This window comes from Lacticaseibacillus suihuaensis (genome assembly GCF_054785075.1).
In genome coordinates this window covers 19,908-37,892 of the sequence record NZ_BAAGBJ010000013.1, presented here as the reverse complement: position 1 = coordinate 37,892, position 17,985 = coordinate 19,908, and the positions used below count along the sequence as shown (strand labels likewise).

At 62.2% G+C, this 17,985-nt stretch carries 18 protein-coding genes; 10 read left to right on the top strand and 8 right to left on the bottom strand.

Annotated elements, in window-relative coordinates; all coding sequences use genetic code 11:
• Nucleotides 1–63 precede the first annotated feature (63 nt).
• The 4 genes from ACYVRZ_RS10785 to ACYVRZ_RS10770 form a co-directional block, all read right to left on the bottom strand.
• Complete coding sequence (locus ACYVRZ_RS10785) at nt 64–771, bottom strand: deoxynucleoside kinase (RefSeq protein ID WP_262316157.1); 708 nt, start codon at nt 769–771, stop codon at nt 64–66.
• Between the two features lie 25 nt (nt 772–796).
• The gene (locus tag ACYVRZ_RS10780) at nt 797–1,288 is read right to left on the bottom strand and encodes a nucleoside 2-deoxyribosyltransferase (protein WP_461226786.1); all 492 of its coding nucleotides are present in this window, start codon (nt 1,286–1,288) and stop codon (nt 797–799) included.
• Nucleotides 1,289–1,343: 55 nt separating this feature from the next.
• Nucleotides 1,344–2,078: a nicotinamide riboside transporter PnuC gene (gene pnuC, locus ACYVRZ_RS10775; RefSeq protein ID WP_461226847.1), complete on the bottom strand. Its 735-nt coding sequence runs from the start codon at nt 2,076–2,078 to the stop codon at nt 1,344–1,346.
• Nucleotides 2,079–2,465: 387 nt separating this feature from the next.
• Nucleotides 2,466–3,365 (bottom strand): hypothetical protein, encoded by a 900-nt coding sequence (locus tag ACYVRZ_RS10770; RefSeq protein WP_461226784.1) that lies wholly within the window; start codon nt 3,363–3,365, stop codon nt 2,466–2,468.
• 216 nt (nt 3,366–3,581) lie between these two features.
• On the opposite strand from ACYVRZ_RS10770, the gene ACYVRZ_RS10765 reads away from it, so the two are divergent.
• The 4 genes from ACYVRZ_RS10765 (at nt 3,582) to ACYVRZ_RS10750 (ending at nt 6,758) form a co-directional block, all read left to right on the top strand.
• Entirely contained in the window at nt 3,582–4,121 is a 540-nt protein-coding gene (locus tag ACYVRZ_RS10765; protein ID WP_461226782.1) for a GNAT family N-acetyltransferase, read from the top strand.
• Nucleotides 4,122–4,371: 250 nt separating this feature from the next.
• Nucleotides 4,372–5,601 (top strand): glycosyltransferase family 2 protein, encoded by a 1,230-nt coding sequence (locus ACYVRZ_RS10760; RefSeq protein WP_461226780.1) that lies wholly within the window; start codon nt 4,372–4,374, stop codon nt 5,599–5,601.
• Nucleotides 5,591–5,866, top strand: a complete 276-nt coding sequence (locus tag ACYVRZ_RS10755; protein WP_262316162.1) for a hypothetical protein — start codon at nt 5,591–5,593, stop codon at nt 5,864–5,866. Before ACYVRZ_RS10760 ends, ACYVRZ_RS10755 begins: the two co-directional genes overlap by 11 nt.
• Before the next feature lies 1 nt (nt 5,867).
• The gene (locus ACYVRZ_RS10750) at nt 5,868–6,758 is read left to right on the top strand and encodes a polysaccharide deacetylase family protein (protein ID WP_461226778.1); all 891 of its coding nucleotides are present in this window, start codon (nt 5,868–5,870) and stop codon (nt 6,756–6,758) included.
• Nucleotides 6,759–7,076: 318 nt separating this feature from the next.
• Here the strand turns inward: ACYVRZ_RS10750 and ACYVRZ_RS10745 are convergent, their stop codons facing one another.
• The gene (locus tag ACYVRZ_RS10745) at nt 7,077–7,967 is read right to left on the bottom strand and encodes a PfkB family carbohydrate kinase (protein WP_461226776.1); all 891 of its coding nucleotides are present in this window, start codon (nt 7,965–7,967) and stop codon (nt 7,077–7,079) included.
• A gap of 255 nt (nt 7,968–8,222) precedes the next feature.
• Here ACYVRZ_RS10745 and ACYVRZ_RS10740 point away from each other — a divergent pair, with 255 nt between their 5' ends.
• The 4 genes from ACYVRZ_RS10740 (at nt 8,223) to ACYVRZ_RS10725 (ending at nt 12,321) form a co-directional block, all read left to right on the top strand.
• Nucleotides 8,223–9,371 carry an MFS transporter gene (locus ACYVRZ_RS10740; protein WP_461226774.1) on the top strand — a complete coding sequence of 383 codons (1,149 nt, stop codon included), beginning with the start codon at nt 8,223–8,225 and terminating at the stop codon, nt 9,369–9,371.
• Nucleotides 9,372–9,487: 116 nt separating this feature from the next.
• Nucleotides 9,488–9,916 (top strand): MarR family winged helix-turn-helix transcriptional regulator, encoded by a 429-nt coding sequence (locus ACYVRZ_RS10735; RefSeq protein WP_461226772.1) that lies wholly within the window; start codon nt 9,488–9,490, stop codon nt 9,914–9,916.
• Complete coding sequence (locus tag ACYVRZ_RS10730) at nt 9,909–11,297, top strand: MFS transporter (protein WP_461226770.1); 1,389 nt, start codon at nt 9,909–9,911, stop codon at nt 11,295–11,297. Before ACYVRZ_RS10735 ends, ACYVRZ_RS10730 begins: the two co-directional genes overlap by 8 nt.
• Nucleotides 11,298–11,346: 49 nt before the next feature.
• Entirely contained in the window at nt 11,347–12,321 is a 975-nt protein-coding gene (locus ACYVRZ_RS10725) for an alcohol dehydrogenase catalytic domain-containing protein (RefSeq protein WP_461226768.1), read from the top strand.
• A 43-nt stretch (nt 12,322–12,364) separates the two neighbouring features.
• On the opposite strand, the gene ACYVRZ_RS10720 is transcribed toward ACYVRZ_RS10725, so the two are convergent.
• The 3 genes from ACYVRZ_RS10720 to alsS are packed head-to-tail and all read right to left on the bottom strand — an operon-like array spanning nt 12,365 to nt 15,643.
• Nucleotides 12,365–13,141: a hypothetical protein gene (locus tag ACYVRZ_RS10720; RefSeq protein ID WP_461226766.1), complete on the bottom strand. Its 777-nt coding sequence runs from the start codon at nt 13,139–13,141 to the stop codon at nt 12,365–12,367.
• A gap of 57 nt (nt 13,142–13,198) precedes the next feature.
• Nucleotides 13,199–13,909: an acetolactate decarboxylase gene (budA, locus tag ACYVRZ_RS10715; RefSeq protein WP_461226764.1), complete on the bottom strand. Its 711-nt coding sequence runs from the start codon at nt 13,907–13,909 to the stop codon at nt 13,199–13,201.
• 60 nt (nt 13,910–13,969) lie between these two features.
• Nucleotides 13,970–15,643, bottom strand: a complete 1,674-nt coding sequence (gene alsS, locus ACYVRZ_RS10710; RefSeq protein ID WP_461226763.1) for an acetolactate synthase AlsS — start codon at nt 15,641–15,643, stop codon at nt 13,970–13,972.
• 329 nt (nt 15,644–15,972) lie between these two features.
• On the opposite strand from alsS, the gene ACYVRZ_RS10705 reads away from it, so the two are divergent.
• A complete protein-coding gene (locus tag ACYVRZ_RS10705; RefSeq protein ID WP_461226761.1) occupies nt 15,973–16,641 on the top strand; it encodes an EAL domain-containing protein in 669 nt (222 codons plus the stop codon).
• Between the two features lie 357 nt (nt 16,642–16,998).
• The gene (locus ACYVRZ_RS10700) at nt 16,999–17,934 is read left to right on the top strand and encodes a phosphate/phosphite/phosphonate ABC transporter substrate-binding protein (RefSeq protein WP_262316173.1); all 936 of its coding nucleotides are present in this window, start codon (nt 16,999–17,001) and stop codon (nt 17,932–17,934) included.
• Nucleotides 17,935–17,985: the final 51 nt, after the last annotated feature.

Genomic DNA, 17,985 nt, shown 5'->3' with positions numbered 1-17,985 from the left:
GCAAAATGGGACCACCGGCTTAACTCAAGTCGGTAGTCCCATTTTGAATGCTCACGCGCAAGCTTAGATGGCGCGAGCGGCGCGAATTTCTGCAAAGCGGCTCGGGGCGAGCTTGCCCAGCTCGACCAGCTTGCCCTCGATCTGATCCAGCACCGCGTTGCGGTCTTTGGGGTTGTTGACGAAGTCGTAGTGGTCACGGTCGACCGTGATCAAAGTCGAGCGGGTGTAACCCTTGGCCCAGTCGCGGTAGGCGGCGTTGACGCGGTTGTAGTAGGCCACAAGCTCCGGCTTCTCGCGAATGTCTTCCATCTCGCGGCCGCGGCCTTGAATCTCTTCGATTTCGTGCTCCGGGTCGATTTGGAGGTAAATGGCCAGGTCCGGCAGGCCGTTCCACGGGCTGCCGTTGACGTTGGCCTGCATCTCCTGGGACAGCGTGACGTAGATGTTGAAGTCGGCATCGTCGATTTCGCCGTTCTTGTGCAGCTGCGAGGCCATCACGAAGTCGGATTCAAGCGAGGAGTCCATCACGGCGTTCTCCTGCATCACGGCCTTTTTGAGCTGCTGGTAGCGGAAGGTCAAAAAGGCAATCTGCAAAATCGTGCCGGTGGTCTTGCGGCTGTCGGCACCGGCGTCGTAGAACTTCTGGAGCATGTTGGCGATCATGCCATTGCCCTCGACGTCTTCGTAGTAGGCCGGGGCGGCGAGATCCGCCGACAACAGCCGGGTCAAAGACGTCTTGCCGGCGCCGATACTGCCGAGAATATAGATCATGTGTTACTCCTCCTATAATGTTGAATCAAAATACCGGAAACGGATGGGCCGGCTCGCTGGGCAGGTGGTTGAAGTCAAAGGTCGCAAGCGTCGCAATGTCTTGGACGAAGGTCGTCACCCCGGCCGCCAGCATCAAGTTGAGCTTTTTGTCCGCCAAGTTAGCGGCCAGCGGGACCAGGATCACGGGCTTGTGCAAGGCCCTGAGGTAGCCGATTTCAAAGGCGCAACCCGGGTCTTCCTCATCCAGGTCGTAGAGAAACACCCCGGCGTCGGCGGTCGTCATGGCCGACAGGTCGTTGTTGTAGGTCGCATCAACCCACAGCCGCGACATCTGCGTGGCCGCGGCTTCTTGGTCCTGGTACTCCCAATCGAAGGGAAAATGCACCAAGGCCACCGTGTCGTTGCGATCAAGCGCCGCCTTGGCGTCAAGCACCCGCGCCTTTTGCGTAGCGTTGAACAACGGGCTGCCCAGGTAGAGCTTTGCCAGCGGCAGCCGCGCCTTGCTTTTGTCTGTCATCTGATTCCTCCGTAAGCCGGCGACTTCTACTATACCAGAATTACGCCGGGCATTCTCACTTGATTTCGTTCAGGCCCATTTTGCGGCGACCGGCGTTGAACCACGGGCTGATCGTGAAGGCCAAGATGTCGTTGATCACGTAGATGCTGGAGTTGATCGCCATGCCCAGGCTGGCGTCGCCTTGCGCGTAGGTGATGCCCCACAAAATCAGCTGGGCGATGCCGGAAAACAGCCACCAGAAGTACTGGTTGGAGTAGCGCAGGAAGCAGACAATCCCGCCGGTCAGGGAAATCGCGAAGGCCATGCCGTCGTAAACCGGCCGCGGGTCGTTGGTGAAGTTGCCGATCAGGTAGGCCGAAAGCGCCCAGACCACCAGGGTGAAGCCCAACGAAATCGCCCACTCCTTGGCGCCGAACTTGCGCAGGTGGTTCTTGGTGTCGTCGTTCCAGCTGCGAACGCTGATCAAAACCGGCAGGTCCAGGGTCACCACGTAGGCGATCTGCTCAAAAATCGACAGGTAGTTCTTGGCGGTGAAGCCAACAAAAATAAAGCAGGCGGCCGAAATCAGCCCCAACCAGCCGTTGACGGCCTTGGTGGCGTTGATGGCCAAGACGCACAGCACCCCGATGGTCGTGCCGACGAAGGTGACCAAAGACACCGCCGTGATCGGCGCGTTCACCAGCGTCATAATCTGACAGCCCAGGGCGAACCAGAAGAGGTAGTAGTTCTGCTGCGGCCAGCCCTTGAGTTGATTCAGCAACCAAGTTCCGTAATTCTCGTGCGTCATAATAAATAAGTCCCCTTTTTCATCTCGTCTGCAAAAGCAGCATGGGGACCATTATCGACCCGTCTTGGGCATTTGTAAAGGCCGTCACCGCAAAATGTGGTATTTGTTCAATCGTGAGCACCCCACATGTGGTGTCGTGCGACCGCTTCCACCGCCGTCACCCCACCAAAAAGGCGGCCTGGCTGGGCCGCCTGCTTGCGGCCTGGCTGGGCCGCCTGCTTGCGGGCCGGTTGGGCGACGGCGCCGGGGCGGCTCGCACCGCCTGCTCACGCCCTGCCAGACACCCCGCCGGTTCGGCTTGCGCTTAATCGGCCGACGCCGCTCCGCCACAAGGTTGGGCGCCGGCAGTGCTGGGCCGCCCGAGCCGCAGCGTGAGTCTTCCGGCCCGGCCTAATCCTTTGGCACCAGCACCTGCCGGCGACCGCAGCGGCCAAGCGCCACGGGGTGCATGACCCAGGCCCCATCGACCAAAGGCACCGCGTCACGCGGGTTTTGCGGGCACGGGCTCTTGCCGTACTGGCGGTCGGCGCAAACCCCCAGCACGTAGAGGCGCCTGAGGTCGGCCAGCGGCGCAAGCGTCGCCAGCAGGTGGCGGTAGGCCAGCCCCAGCGCCTGCCCCCCGGTTTCAATCGAGCAGCGCAAGGCGCCGGTGGCTAACAGCACGTCGGCATCCGGCCGCATGAGCAGGATCTGGCGAATCACCGCGGCGTTGCGCAGCCCGGGGACCGCGCGATTCCCCGTGGTCTGCGCGACCATTTTCGGGTTGTGGGCATCGCAGGCCCGCAGCTTGGCCGCGGTCAGCGGCGAGCGGTCGCCGGCCGCGCTGACCTGCTGCCAGTGGTTGGCCCCATAGGTGGCCGCGCCTTCCAAAAGCGCCTTGGGCCGCAGGTAACGGGCGTTGCCACAGACCACAGGCACCACGTTGACCAGCACGACCCGGCTGTAGCAGGCCGGCGCATCCAGGCAAACCCGCACCGCCGTGTCGTCCAGCACGGTATCGGCGGTGCCACTGGGGTGCTTCATCACCACCAGAAGCGTCCGGTGACCGGCCAAAGGCAGCGGCCGCCCCGCGACCACGCAGCTCTTGCGGTCGATTTCGGTGCCGTAGCGCAGGAAGTTCGCCACCCGAACCCCCCCGGCCAGCGACTCGACGCGGGTCAGCTGCACGTCGCCTGCAATCACCACCGGATGATCCAGCACCCGCAGCCGCACCTTGACCTGGCAGGCCCGGCGCGGCGGCGTTTGGGCCCAGTGCCACCCGTGATGCTCATCCCCGGTGCGTTCAAACAAGGACTGTTCCTCCATCCGCGTCGCTCCCTTCGTCGTCGGCTCACTTTTTTCACATTGTACCATCGTTCACAAAGTTCCGCCACGGGGTGGCCGGCCGCCGCGGGAATGAGAATTTCGCCATGTAAGCCCCTCCAGTCGTGCAGGGTACAGGCATTGGTGGTAGACTCTTCACTTGTCAGTTTTTTGCGGCCGCGGCCGCACTTTGGAGGGAAAAACATGGGGATCACCATCCGGCCCTGCACCCTGGCCGACATCGATCAGCTGCAGGGGCTACAAGTCGAAATGACCGGCGATGCGACGCCGGTTGGCCAAGCGCTTAGGGCGGCCTTGGCCATGCCGAACACGGAATTCGCGTTCGTGTTTGCCGGCGGCCGGCTGGCCGGCTTCACACGGCTGAACCTCGGCGACGCCCAATCCGAGCAGCTGGGCCCCGATCACCTCGAGGTCGCAAGCCTCTACATCCGCCCCGCCTTTCGCCGCTGCGGCCTAGGCCTCGCCCTGTTGGCCCATGCCGCAGCGGCCGCAACCGCCCAAGGCGCGACGCGGCTGTGGTGCGACCTAAGCAACCCCGGCGCGGCCACGCTGGCCTTTTTGACCGCCGGCGGGTTTTGGCCGGACGCGCCGCAGCGGCGCTTTGAATGCGCCGTCGGTCACCCGCGGCTGGCCCCTCACCCAGGGGCCGGCGCGAACTCAACGAGCGAAGCGGTGCGTCGCGCGTTTGCACTGCGGGCCACCGCCGGGCTCGTCTTGAACTAAAAACCACCCAATCCCGATTGCCGCCACGCGGTGATCGGGATTTTTGTCCGCCATCATCAATGAGAGGCCGTGCCATCATCGAATGCGATTGCTGGCCGCTTCCGGCCGCTATCATGAGAATATTAATAATCGATTATAGAGATAATCGTTGACGGGGATAAATAATAGTCGATTAATTTTATTTTCGAGCGGGGGCCATGCTAAGCTTTAGTGGTAGGCGATGCAACTAACTCAAAGGGAGGCTACGCTGATGCTAACCAGTTTTATTCTGCTGTACCCGCTCACCATGACCTTAGTCTGGCTGATTGGGACCCTGTTTTACCGCTTAACGTCTCCGCGCCCGTCCCAGGCAACGCACACGGACCTGGTGAGCGTGATCGTGCCCTGCTACAACGAAGAGGCCACGCTTCACGAAACCGTCCAGGCGCTTTGCCAGCAGGGGCACCGCAACCTCGAGCTGATCTTGGTGGACGATTGCTCCACCGACAACACGCTGCTGGTGATGCGGGCCCTGAAGCAGAAATTCCGCCGGGTGCCGATGACCATCGTGGCGCAGTCGCAAAACGGCGGCAAGGCAGCGGCCTTGAATGCCGGCGCCAAGGCGGCCACCGGTGAGTACATCCTGTGCGTCGACTCGGATTCTTTGATCGACCCCCAGGCGATCGATCACCTGCTGAGCTCGCTGAAGGCCGACGCACGTGTTGGCGCGGTGACCGGCAAGCCGGTGGTCTTGAACCGCGGCGTGATCGTCGAGAAGATGCAGACCATGGAGTACGTAGCGATCATCGACTTGATCAAACGCGCCCAGATGTTTTTCACCGCCAACATCTTGACTTTGTCCGGGGTGCTGGTGCTCTACCGCAAGGCCGCGCTTCAAAGCGTGTCCGGCTGGAACGAAAACGTGCAAACCGAAGACATCGACATCACCTGGCGCATGAAGCTGAAGCAGTGGCGCGTGGCCTACCAGCCCCAGGCGACAACCTGGATTCTGGTGCCGTCCACCATCAAGGCCCTGCTCAAGCAGCGCCAGCGCTGGGCTTACGGCGGCCTGCAGGTGCTGGTGGCCAACTGGCGCCTGCTGTTTCGCCCGTGGCAGCCGAACACCTGGCTGCTGTACGAAATGCTGACCTCGATTCTCTGGTCGTTCGGCACCCTGTTTTCCATGACCTTCTTCGTGGTTTCGACCTTCATGAACCAGGCCGTGCAGCTGGACGGCAACGTGATCTTGATGATCTTCTTCATCGGCCTGCTGCAGTTCTTCGCTGGCATGCTGATGTCGGTCAAAAAGTCGAAGCTGCGCCTGCGGATGTTCCTTTACACCCCGATGTACCTGTTCTTCTACTGGTTTTTGAACCTCTACTCGCTGGTGACCGCGGTGCTGAAAATGGTGTACACCCCGATCGAACACGGTCGCTGGGAATCCGCCGACCGCAGCCGGTCGCTGGGCCAAATGAAAGGAAAGACAACCGATGCGCGTTAAAGTGATCTACGCCACCAACCGCTGGGCCACAAGCGTCAACGTGCTGTGGCTCACCCTGATGTGGACCGCCATCGCCGGCCTGCTGGCGCTCAACGTGCTGTTCGACATCGGCTACTTCAACGACTTTGTCGCCCCGCTTTACAACCTCTTCAACATCGAGTGGCAGCTTGGCGCCACAATCGTCAAGAGCCTGGGCTGGATCATCACCATCATCTCCGGTCTGGCGCTGATGCGGGTGCTTTGGACCCACGGAAAGGAGAATTAACATGACCAAGCGGATCAAACGCTGGGCCGTGATGATTGTTTTCACGATTGCCCTGATTGCGGTCGGCTTCACCATCGGGACCCAAGAGCTGCGGGTTCACTCCGAGGTGGAATCGGGCTTTGAGATTCCAAGCGAGGAAACCCTGAAGGAGGACGGCATCGCCATTTTGTCCTACCACCGCATTTTGAGCGACCAAGTCAGCCTCCGCGTGGCGCGAGGCATGAGCAACAACAACCAACTGAGCGAGTACAACATCACCAAGCACGACTTCATCAAGCAGATTCAGGCGATCGAGGAATCCGGCGCCGAGATCATCTCGCTAGACCAGGCCCAGGACATGATGGCGTCTCAGATTCAGCCGATCGGCAAGTACGTCGTGTTGACCTTCGACGACATCGCCGAAAGTGCCTTCAAAAACGCCTACCCGTACCTGCGCGACAACAACATCCCCTTCACCGCGTTCATCATCACCAGCAAGGTCGGCCAGTACGACGCCGACCAAAAGCTCGCCACCTGGGCGCAGCTCAAGGAGATGCGCGACTCGGGGCTGGCGACCATCGCCTTGCACACCGACGACATGCACTACCTGCGAAACAACAAGCCGGTCGGCGCGTTGCCGGCCTACGAGCTCGACTTCCAGGAAGACTACGACCGCTCCCAGGAGACCTACCGGCGCCACTTCGGCGAGGACGCGCGTTACTTCGCCTCCCCTTACGGCACGATCACCAAGAACAACGTGCGATTCCTCAACCAGCAGATTGAAATGGACGGCGTGTTCAACCTCGCCCAGCGCGTGATCACCACGGCCAACCCCCACAAGGGGACCCTGGATCGCATCCTGATCACCAGCAAGAACTGGCACAGCTTCCAGGCCTGGCTGGACTTCAAATAAGACGGCAAAGCCCCTGCTCACGCGATTGTGAGCAGGGGCTTTGTGCTGTCGGCGGCCCGGCCTTGCGATTGCTGGGGCCCGGCCTGTGGTCTTGTGATCCAGCCCTGCAATTGTGGGGGCCGATTGTCTTGTGGTCCGACCCTGTGTTGGTGGCACCCGGTCAGGTCCGGTCGTCGCGGGTCCGGCCTCGTGATTGTGAGGGCCGGGCCGGTGGTCGGACGGCGCCGCCTGTGGTTTTGTGATTCAGGCCGCTGGTCTTGTGGCCCGATCACCGGCGGTTCGGCGGCGCCACCGGTGACCACCGCCGCGGGATTGAGGCTAGCCGAACACCGGCAGCATGTTGGCCTGCATGCCGCAGACCTTGGCGGCCAGGCGGTTGGCGATCGCGATGGAATCCGGCACCGACAGGCCCTTGGCCAGCCCGGCCAGCATCCCGCCGCAGTGGGAGTCGCCGGCGCCGACCGTGTTGACCACCCGCACCTTTTCACCCGGGACGATGCCCTGGGTGCTGTCGGAGACGTAGTAGTAAGTGCCACGGGCCCCAAGCGTCACCACCACCGGCTGGTGCGTCAGGTTGTGCAGGTAGGCGACCTGCGCTTCAAAGGTGTCGCCCTTGGCCACCTGAGGCAGCTCGACTTCGTTGCAGTGAACCATCACCCCGGACTTGAGCAGCGTCATCAGCAGTTCGGGGTCGACGCTTTGAATCCGGGCGGCGACGTCGAACAGCACGGTGGCGTCTTCGCGGCGCTTGAGATACGTTGCCACCACGTCTTCTGCGACGTGCGGCTGGGTCAGCTGAAACCCGCTCAGGTACAGCAGGTCGTAGCTCGGCATGTCGAGGCTTGACAGCCAGTCCTGGCGAATCAGCTTCTCCATGCCCGGCAGCACGATGAAGGTGCGTTCGCCGTTGGGCTCGATCATCGCGACGGTCCAGCCGTTGTCGGGGGCCCCGGCAATCACATGCGGCACCTCGCCGATGCGCTGAATGTGAGCGGCGATGCGGTCGGCGTTGGCGCCGTGACCCACCGGCACGAACAAGTCGGCGGTTTCACCGGCCGCTCGCATCGCGCAGTAAGCGTTGATCGCGCAACCGCCGACTTGGTACTCCAAAAAATCGCCGAGGGCGTTGCCGCCAGTGAGCGGGACGTTTGGGACATTCATCAAGGCATCGACCAGCGCCGAGCCGAAGATCAGGGTTTTGTTCGTCAAGGTTCTCTTCCTTTGTCGCAAATTTTAATGTCTGCGTCCATAGTACCAGATTTCGAACGTCAGTGGCATTGCATCGGTGAAATGTTTGCGGTATGCTACGCCTATCGATTGCGGAGGATCCATCATGACCCATGCCTATCAAGTGATTATTTATACAATTACGTACATTTTGGCGGCCTAGGGGCGAAGTCTACCCTTTTTTGGTCGCCGCTGGCGCAAGCGGTGTCGTTTGCGCCTTTTTGATGGAGAAAAATGATGCAACTGAAAACTCAATTACGCGCCGCTTACGCCTACAGCTTCTTCGCGTTTTGCGGCATCACCCAACTGTGGGTCATCTACCTGGGCCAGATGGGCCTGAGCTTGGTGGCCATCGGCCTGTGCGAAAGCCTGTTTCACGTCGCCTCGTTCCTGTTTGAGGTGCCATCCGGCGTCTTGGCCGACCGCTTCACCTACCGCCGAATGCTGACCTTAAGCCGCGTCGCCGCCCTGGTGTCTGCCGCCATGATGCTTTTCAACGGCGGGTTTTGGTGGTTCGCCTTGAGCTTCGTGTTTTCGGCCTGGTCCTTCAACCTGCAGTCCGGAACGCTTGAGGCCCTGCTGTACGAATCGCTGAAGGCTGCTGATGCCACCGCGCGTTGGCCACAGGTGACCAGCCGCCTCAACACGGTCATCGAGCTGTCGTCAAGCGGCGGCCTGATGATCGCCGGGGCGATGACCCACTGGCACTTTGAGGCCACCTACGTGGTTGCCATCGCCTTGGCCATCGCCGCGATGGCGGCGGTGTGGCGGCTAAAAGAGCCGGCCGACCACCAAACCTCGGCGCCGCGCCAGACCATCGCAAGCATCGTGACGACGGCCTGGCGGGTGCTGCGCCACGACCGCCAGCTGCGGTCGCTGATGCTGTTTGACGCCAGCTTCAGCGCCGTGGCCACCGGCTATTACTACTACTTCCAAAACGTCATGACCACCCGCGGCTTCGCCAGCTGGGTGATCACGGCGCTGCTCGGCGCGGCGTCGTTGGTGGCCATCGCCGCCATTCAGTTCAGCCCCAGGCTGCTGCACCGGTCGCGCCAGCGGGTGCTCTTCGGGCTAACCGCGGGGCTGGCCGTCGCCTTGCTCGCGGCCTGGTCGACCGCCTCTTGGGTGCTGGCCGCGGTTTACTTGGCGGTTTACGCCTTGTCATCCCTGCTGCCACCGGTGTTTGACGTCTACTACAACGCCTTGATTCCAAGCGCCCAACGCGCGACGTTGCTGTCGGTCGCCTCGCTGCTGTACTCGGTGTGCATGATCGTCTTGTTCCCGCTTTTGGGCTGGGCGGTCAGCCGCTTTGGCTTCAGCGCGACCTTCGCCTGCAGCGGCGGCCTGATTGCCGTGGCCGCGCTGGTCCTGGTCCGTCGCAAGTAGCCTTGGCCGTCGCCTAGTTGCGGCGGCTTTTTTGCGGTGAAAAACGTTTGCGTGCTAACCAACATTGCGCTACACTCGTCATTGTTAGCTAACTAGCAAAATTCAGGAGGTGCCATATGACCGATTACGGCAAGCTGATCAAACACGCCGCCAACCAAATGGCGCGGGGCATGGACGCCTACGCCAAGCGCTTCGACCTCACGGGGATGCAGATGTCCATCATCCATTTCTTGGCCAATCACCCCGCCGCCTTGCAGCGCGACATCGAGGCCGAGTTCAACATCCAGCGCTCATCCGCGACGCTGTTGCTTCAGCGCATGGAACGGGCCGGGCTGATCACCCGCACCCCCGCGGCGCATGACGCGCGGCAAAAGGCGGTGGTTTTGACCGCCAAGGCCAAGGGCGTCCAAGACGGGGTGTCGGCCTACATCGCGGCGCAACAGGCCGCGATGACTACCGCCTTCACCCCACAACAACGCGCGTTGTTCGTGCAAATGCTGACCCAATTCACTCAAATTACAGGAAGCGATCTGACTCATGACTGAACCAACCAAGCTCACCCGTTCTACAGTTCTTGCCATCGTCGCCACCGGGCTGATGTCCTTTTGCGGCGTGATTGTCGAAACGGCGATGAACATCACCTTTCCCACCCTGATGACCGAATTTCACGTCACCACCAGCACCGTGCAGTGGCTGACCACCGTGTACCTACTGGTGGTCGCCGCCTTGGTGCCGCTGTCGGCCACCCTCAAGCGGCGCTTTTTGGCCAAGCACCTGTTTCTGGTCGCCATCAGCTTCTTCATCCTCGGCGTCGTGCTGGACGGCACCGCCCCGACCTTTTGGGTGCTTTTGCTGGGCCGGGCCATTCAGGGCCTCGGCACCGGCATCGCGGTGCCCTTGATGTTCAACATCATCTTGGAGCAGGTGCCAAGGCCCTTGATCGGCACCATGATGGGGGTCGGCACCATGATCACCGGGGTGGCGCCGGCGATCGGCCCGACCTTCGGCGGCGTGGTGGTCGCCACGCTGGGGTGGCGCTACGTCTTCGTCTTCCTGCTACCGGTGCTGGTGCTTGCGCTGGTGCTTGGTGTCACCTGCATTCACCAGGTCCAAAAGCCGGTGGCGACCCCGCTTGACCCGCTGAGCGTCGCCTTGATCAGCCTGACCTTCGCCGGGTTAATCTACGGCCTGGCCAACATGGGCGCCGCCGAATTCTGGAGCCTTCAAGTCGCCGGCGCCTTGCTGGTCGGCGTCCTTGCGCTTTTGGCCTTCGTCTGGCGCAGCGGCCGGGTTCAGGCGCCGATTCTGAACCTGCACCTGTTTGCCAACCGCCGCTTCACCGCGTGGCTGATCGCCTTTGCCTGCCTGCAAACCGCGGCTTTGAGCCTGTCCTTCCTGCTGCCCAACGCCATCCAGCTGGTCAACCACCACTCGGCGCTGATTGCCGGGCTGGTGGTGCTGCCCGGTGCGGCGCTTGGGGCGATCGCCGGGCCGCTGTCCGGGCGGCTGCTCGACCGGCTCGGGGCCCGGCTGCCGCTGCGCCTCGGCGCGATCATCGTCTTGGCCGGCGTAATCGGTCTGCTGGTGACGCCGACGCTTGGCGACGCCGCGATTCTGGTGTGGTACGCCGTGTTCATGCTGGGCATGGGCCTGAGCTACGGCAACCTGATGACCAGCGGACTGAACACGCTGAATGCACCCGATCATCCCGATGGCAACGCCATTTTCAACACCGCCCAGCAGTTCTTCGCCGCCGTCGGCACCAGCCTGGCGGCAAGCCTGGTGGCCGGGGCCCAGGCCAAGGCCGCAGTCGCCGTCGGTACGGCCGTCGGCACCCGCCAAACGCTAGTGGTACTGGTTGTCTTGGCCGGGCTTGAAACCGCCCTGGCCTGGTTGCTGACGCAGCCCAAGCACCTGAGCGCCTGACGTGGTAGACTTGGCCGTGCAGGCACAACCTGCACCAAGGAGCGAGCCAATGTCTACGACAACCTTACCTACCAACATGCAAGCCGCCTACATCACCGCGTTCGGAGGCCCTGACCGGATTCGCGTCGGGGCCCTGCCGCTGCCGCCGGTGACCCCAGGCACCGTCTTGATTCGCGTCGGGGCCGCGGCGGTCGACCGGGTCGACGCCTACGTTCGGGCCGGCACCTTCCGCACCCTGACCCATTTTCCCCTGATTCTGAGCCGCGACGCCTGGGGCACCGTGGCGGCGCTTGGGCCCGGCGTCACCGGCTTCACCCTCGGCCAACGGGTTTGGACCAACAGCGCCGGTTACGCCGGGCGCCAAGGCGTCGCCGCCGAATACGCGGTGGTGGCCGCCAACCGGCTATGGCCGCTGCCGGCGGTGGCAGCCAACGCCTGGCTGGCGCTGGTACACCCTGGGGCCACGGCGGCCATCATCGTCAACCAGCTGCTCAACCTGCCGACCGGCGCGACCCTGCTGGTGGCCGGCGGGGCCGGTCACGTCGGGCGACTGCTGATTCAAATCGCCAGGCTGGCCGGCTTAGCTGTGGTGGCGACCTGCCACCCGCGGGATTTTGCCACCGTGGCGGCGCTTGGGGCCACCCCCATCGACTACCACGAAGGCTGGGCCGACCACCTCAATGCACCCGTGGCCGCCGTGGTCGACACCTCGGGTCAAGTCCCGCTTCAGGCCGCCCTGGACGCGCTGGCCCCGGGCGGTCAGGCGATTGTGATGGCCACGCCCCCAAAGCCTTTGGCGAGCTTTGACCTGCCGCGGTTTTACATGCAGCGCCAGCGCCTGACCGGCTTTGTGATCAGCCACGCCAGCCTGGCCGAGCTGACGGCGGCCAACGCCTTTTTGACCGCCCACGCCGCGGCCTTGCAGCCGCCGGCCTTCCGGACCCTGCCGTTGGCCCAGGCACCGTTGGCCCACCGACTGGTCGAGGACCCGACCGAGAAACGGCGGCTGCTGCTGATGCCGTAGCCACGCAAAAATGCCTTCCGCAATCCGGAAGGCATTTTGCGTATCACGATAACATCTGCTCACCCAAGGGCAGGCTTGCCGGGCAGCTTCGTTGCGCGGCACTGGCGTAAAGCCTGGTCAAGGCGCCGACGTTGTTGCTCAGCTCGTACATCACAATGGTCATCAGCTCAAAGCGCGTGAACAGCCGCGGCTGGCGCGGCTGCTGGTCCAGCCAGGCGGAAAAGTGCATCTCAAAATCCGCCAAGGTCCACTCCAGCCGGCTCAAAAGCGACTTGAGCATCTGCTTTTCAAACTGGGTCATTTTGGCCCAAGTGGTCTGGTAACTGAAGGTCGCAATGGTGACTGGGCCGCGCAGGTCGAGGTCCTGATCGATCAGCGCCATCAGGGTGCAGATGGCGGCGCGATCGTGCTGCGTGTCGTACTCCAGGCGCAGCTGGTGGCGCAAGATCACCGCCAGGTAGGCACTGTCGTCAAGGTGTCTGGCCGCGGCGGCCTCAAGCCCCGCATGCAACAAGGGGTAGCCGGTCAGCCTGGGCTGCCAGGCGTGGCGGCGCAGGCGGGAGAAATCAATCACGTCCGGCAGGTAGTACTCGTGAATCCACAGCCAGTCGGCGATGTCTTGCAGCGCGGCTTGGCCCTTGGGCGTCAGCGTGAACCCGTCCGGCACCTGGTGAATCAGCCCCCGGTGAATCAGGCGGCCGATGGTGCGGTGCGGATCCATGTGGTAACGCTCCTGCCACACCGGGTCGGTCGAAACCGCGTCCGTGCCGGACATGGTCAGCATGTACATGAACACTTTGGTCGCTGGTGCGAGTCGCATAGAGATTCCCCTTTCCCCCAACGGCTCAATTCTAGCGTTGGCTGAAAACGCTGTCAACTACTTTCGCGAACCCTCGGCCTGGGCAATCTGCCCCAACACGTCGTCGCCACCCAGGTCCCGGGCCAAAAACGCCGGCGTGTCGGGCAGGTGCAGCTGCACGTCTGCGAAGCGCTGAACGGCCAAGCGCCCGCTGACGGCCCCGAAATCCAGGACGTGGCCGCCAAACGTGTGATCCGCCGCCAGAAAATGCAGGTGGAAGCCGGGCACGGCCATGCCGCCGTAAAGCGCCGGTGCAAAGTAGCCGATCAGGGTGCCATCGACTGCCGAGCGGTCAAACACCGCCTGGTCGGCCGCGGTCTTGACCAAGCTCGGGTACGGCGCGACTTGGGCCTTGACCGCCCGGGCAGACACCGTCTCGAAGCGGCCGGTCAGCTTGACGGCGGCGAAGCGGTTGCCCGACCCAATCGCCGCTGCAAACTGCCGCACTGCATCGGCCATGCCGCCGGCGGCGAAGGGCTGCTCCGGCGCAAAGGCCGCCGGGTGAACGTTGGCAAAGGGCACCGTGGCGGTCGCCGGCGGCATCAGCACCGCGCCGTCTGCCGTCACCTGATACACCGTGCCGTCAAGTATCACGAGCTCGCCGTCCAGTCCCTCGAGTGTGCCGATCCCGGTATCGCCGTGGGTCAACAACGCCTCAAGCGTCATCGTGCCTTCAAATCCCCCGGGCACCAGGTTCGCCAAGGTGCCGTGCTGATACATCACTGTCATGTTTGCCTCCATGTTATAGGTTACGCGAAACCGCGCGAGTCCCCCCGCGCGGTTCGTGGTTTAGTAGAATTGATCCTCGAGCATTGCGGCCCCAAGCGACGGGTTGTCGCTGTAATCCACCGGAATGTCTACAACCACCGGCCCGTCTGCGGCAAAGGCCTCATCCAGCACCGCGGCCAGGTCCTCCGGCCGGTTGACCCGCAGGCCCTTGGCGCCGAAGCTTTCGGCGTAGGCGACAAAATCGACCGGGCCGAAGCTGGTGCCAGCCGCGTGGCCGTACTTCATCTCCTCTTGGAACTTGACCATGTCGTAGTGACCGTCGTTCCAGATGATGTGAACCAGGTTGGCGTGAAGCCGCACGGCCGTTTCAAGCTCCTGCCCGGAGAACAGGAAGCCCCCGTCGCCGGAGACGGACACGGCCTTTTCCCCCGGCCGCACCAAGGTGGCGGCAATCGCCCAAGGCAAGGCGACGCCAAGCGTCTGCATCCCGTTGGAAAACAGCAGCCGCCGCGGCTCGTAGCTGCGGAAGTGCCGCGCCATCCAGATGTAGAAGCTACCGACATCGACGGCAACGGTCATGTGGTCGTCGACGCGCTGCTGGAGGGCGGCCACAATCGCCAGCGGGTGGACCAGCCCGTCCTTGCCGGCGACCGGCGGGACGTCGCGCTCGGCGAGCTTGGTCTGAAGCATCGCCAGGTAATCCTTGGCACCAGGGGCGACCTGATAGCCGCGCAAAAGCGGCGTCAACACCGCCAGCGTCTGCGCGATGTCGCCGACCAGCTCGGTTTCCGGCTGGAAGTTGTGGTCGATTTCGGCGGCCAGCGAGTCGATCACGATCACCCGCGAGTCGCCGGCCGGGTTCCAGTTGCGCGGCTCGTACTCGATCGGGTCGTAGCCGATGGCCACGACCAGGTCGCTGCGCTGCAGCAGCTGATCGCCCGGCTGGTTGCGAAACAGCCCGACGCGGCCGAAGAAGTTGCCCTCAAGCGCCTGGGGAATGATGCCGGCGCCTTGGAAGGTTTCGACCACCGGCAGCTCGGTCACGGCCAACAAGTCGCGAATCGCCGCGGTCACTTCCTGTGAGGACGCCCGCATGCCCAAAAGCAGCACCGGCAACTGGGCCTCCTTGATGGCCCGGGCCAGGTAGGTCATGTCCGTCGGGCTGGCCGGCCCCAGGCGCGGCGCGGCCAGCGGCCGAATCGCCTGGGTCGTCACTTGGCTGTCAGTCACGTCCTGCGGCACGGAGACGAAGCTCGCGCCTTGCTTGCCGGATTCGGCCGCGCGAAAGGCGTTGGCGATGGTTTCGCTGACGTTGTCCGGGTCTTGCACCTCGACGGCGTACTTAGTGATCGGGGCGAACAGCTCCGCGTTTTTCATGCTCTGATGCGCGGCGCGTTGCAGATCCGCGCGGCGAACCTGGCCGGCGATGGCGACCACCGGATCGCCTTCCGCCGTCGCGGTCACCAGTCCGGTGGCGAGGTTCGAGGCCCCGGGGCCGGAGGTGGTGATCACGACCCCGGGCTTGCCGGTCAGCCGCCCGACCCCTTGGGCCATGAACGCGGCGTTTTGCTCGTGGCGTGCCACAATCAGCTTAGGCGCCTTGGCGTTCACCGGGTGAGCCAGCCGTTCGAACACCCGGTCGATCTTAGCCCCGGGAATCCCAAAAACGTAATCCACCTGGTGGTTGGCCAGGCTGTCGACGATCAAGTCGCCACCGTATTGTTGCGCTGTCATGTGTTGCCTCCCTTGTTTGCTGTTGCAAAGGATAACATAAACCTGTTCGCATGAAAAGAGCAAAATTGTGCAATGCCAGTTCGTTCGCTGTATCATATAACGCTTAATTCTGTAGTCAAGCGGGGGATCGTCGGCACCGGCTCCGGCCTCCTTACTTTACCCGAAAAAACGGTTCCAATCCAGTCACAAAGCGCATTGACCCCTCGCCTTTCCCGCGTTAGAATGGGCGTAGCGAATGGATGGGTACAACTTACAGGTGTACACGCTTTTGTTTTGCGGCTGCCGACCGCAAAACTGGACCGGCCCATCCAGCGAAAGGAGTCTCGGCGATGCTTCAATTCTTTGGCCAACCCAAGTTCAATCCCAGCGACGCAAGCGGCCAGCCGGTCGGCTACGAGCTGTTCATGCGTCAGCGCGTCGGCACCGAATGGCGGCTGCCGCCGGACTTTAACGCCATCACAGCCACCACGCTTGAGCGGCTTTTGATTGAGACCGTCGCCGGGCTCCCGGCCAGCGTGCGGCTGGTCTCGTTCAACCTCGAGCGGCGGCAGTTCATCGACCCCGCCTACCTGGCCGCGATTGCCCGCGCCCAGGCGACAACCCCGATTGCCCTTTACATCGAGCTGACGGAACGTCCGGATTCCAGCGTCTCCACCCAGGCCCTTGCGGCCGCCGCCCACCGCTTCGCGGCGGCCGGCTTCACCGTGGTGCTGGACGACGTCGGCACGGCGGCCAACGACTCCGCACTGATGCTTCTGCTCAACCGCGATGTGCAGGAGTACAAGTTCGCCCTGCAGAACCTGCGGCCCTTCGCCTGCCTGGCGCAGGTACTGCCGGCGCTGGAGTTTTGGGCGGACCAGGCCGCCCGCAACGGCAAGCTGCTGGCGGTCGAAGGCATCGAGACGCAGGCCGAATACGACGTCATCACCGCGCGGTTTCATCCCGACTTGATTCAGGGCTACTTCACCGGCCGCCCGGCGCTGCTGGTGTCAGCGTGAATCCGCTTTCTACCATTGAATAAATAACAGTGAGAACTGGCCCGGCCCATGTGCCGGGCCTTTTGCGTGGCGCCGGGCCGGTCGTAGTACCGTGAAAATGAAATCGGTTTCGGTTTTAAAAACAATATTTGAGTAAATGAATATTGAAGAAATTGTGGAAATGTTCGGTTCTTGCCGAACATTTTTTGAAAATTGCGCGAACTTGCGGTTGAATTTAACCTTATCCCGTTTTATACTGCTCTTGGCAGTTGAAATTCGGACTTCGCCGCCTGATCATCGGCACCAGATACATATCGTTCGGATTTTGCCAAAGCTGCGCAATTGCACAGACAATAACTTACTGGGGGACCATATAGAATGAAGATCTGGAAGACACTTGCCGTCACCGGCACGCTCCTTCTCGCCGCTGCATCCCTTGCCGCTTGCAGCAGCAAGTCGAGCTCATCCGATAAGGGCAGCAAGGACTACACGCCAAAGTCATTGAACATTCAATTCGTACCTTCTTCTCAGGCCGACACGATCGAGGCCAAGGCCAAGCCGCTGGAAAAGCTTTTGAAAGCCGAACTGAACATTCCGGTTAAGGTTTCTGTTTCGACCGACTACAACTCGATTGTTGAAGCCATGGACTCCAAACAAGTCGATGTTGGGTTCCTGCCACCTGACGGCTACGTGGTGGCCCACAAGCAAGGCGCCGCAGACGTGCTGCTGCAGGCCCAGCGCTTCGGCATCAAGCAACCGGGCGGGGTGAACACCGACAAGCTGGTCGACTCCTACCGCTCCATGATCATCGTCAAGAAGGGGTCCGGCATCAAGTCTTACAAGGACCTCAAGGGTAAGAAGATTGCGGTTCAAGACGTCACCAGTTCCGCCGGCTACATTTGGCCTGTTGCCGAACTCAAGCAAAAAGGCGTCGACATCGCCAAGGATGACACGCTGGTCACCGTCAAGGGCCACGACCAAGGCGTCATGTCCGTTCTGAACGGCGACACCGATGCCGCCTTCGTCTTCGAAGACGCGCGGACCATCGTCAAGAAGGATGTCCCAGACATCATGGACAAGGTCGTGCCGATCTACTTCACCAAGCCGATTCCTAACGACACCATCTCCGTTCGCTCCGACATGAGCACCGCCTTCCGCAAGAAGTTGGCCGCGGCCTTCAAGAAGATCGTCAAGTCCAAGAAGGGCCACGCAATCATCTCCTCGGTTTACACCCACGAAGGTTACGTCAACGGCAAGGACTCCAACTTCAACATCGTGCGCAAGTACGACAAGATTGCCGAGACCGGTAAGTAAGTGATCGCCAAGCGCGGTTCTAAGTAGTACACTAAGACTTGGCACTGACCG

Excerpts from the sequence above, each read along its gene's own strand:
- ACYVRZ_RS10750 (WP_461226778.1), top strand. The coding sequence starts at position 5,868 with ATGACCAAGCGGATCAAACGCTGGGCCGTGATGATTGTTTTCACGATT.
- ACYVRZ_RS10720 (WP_461226766.1), bottom strand. The coding sequence starts at position 13,141 with ATGCGACTCGCACCAGCGACCAAAGTGTTCATGTACATGCTGACCATG.
- ACYVRZ_RS10725 (WP_461226768.1), top strand. The coding sequence starts at position 11,347 with ATGTCTACGACAACCTTACCTACCAACATGCAAGCCGCCTACATCACC.
- alsS (WP_461226763.1), bottom strand. The coding sequence starts at position 15,643 with ATGACAGCGCAACAATACGGTGGCGACTTGATCGTCGACAGCCTGGCC.
- ACYVRZ_RS10740 (WP_461226774.1), top strand. The coding sequence starts at position 8,223 with ATGCAACTGAAAACTCAATTACGCGCCGCTTACGCCTACAGCTTCTTC.
- ACYVRZ_RS10700 (WP_262316173.1), top strand. The coding sequence starts at position 16,999 with ATGAAGATCTGGAAGACACTTGCCGTCACCGGCACGCTCCTTCTCGCC.
- ACYVRZ_RS10705 (WP_461226761.1), top strand. The coding sequence starts at position 15,973 with ATGCTTCAATTCTTTGGCCAACCCAAGTTCAATCCCAGCGACGCAAGC.
- ACYVRZ_RS10755 (WP_262316162.1), top strand. The coding sequence starts at position 5,591 with ATGCGCGTTAAAGTGATCTACGCCACCAACCGCTGGGCCACAAGCGTC.
- ACYVRZ_RS10735 (WP_461226772.1), top strand. The coding sequence starts at position 9,488 with ATGACCGATTACGGCAAGCTGATCAAACACGCCGCCAACCAAATGGCG.
- ACYVRZ_RS10760 (WP_461226780.1), top strand. The coding sequence starts at position 4,372 with ATGCTAACCAGTTTTATTCTGCTGTACCCGCTCACCATGACCTTAGTC.
- ACYVRZ_RS10730 (WP_461226770.1), top strand. The coding sequence starts at position 9,909 with ATGACTGAACCAACCAAGCTCACCCGTTCTACAGTTCTTGCCATCGTC.
- ACYVRZ_RS10765 (WP_461226782.1), top strand. The coding sequence starts at position 3,582 with ATGGGGATCACCATCCGGCCCTGCACCCTGGCCGACATCGATCAGCTG.
- ACYVRZ_RS10780 (WP_461226786.1), bottom strand. The coding sequence starts at position 1,288 with ATGACAGACAAAAGCAAGGCGCGGCTGCCGCTGGCAAAGCTCTACCTG.
- budA (WP_461226764.1), bottom strand. The coding sequence starts at position 13,909 with ATGACAGTGATGTATCAGCACGGCACCTTGGCGAACCTGGTGCCCGGG.
- ACYVRZ_RS10785 (WP_262316157.1), bottom strand. The coding sequence starts at position 771 with ATGATCTATATTCTCGGCAGTATCGGCGCCGGCAAGACGTCTTTGACC.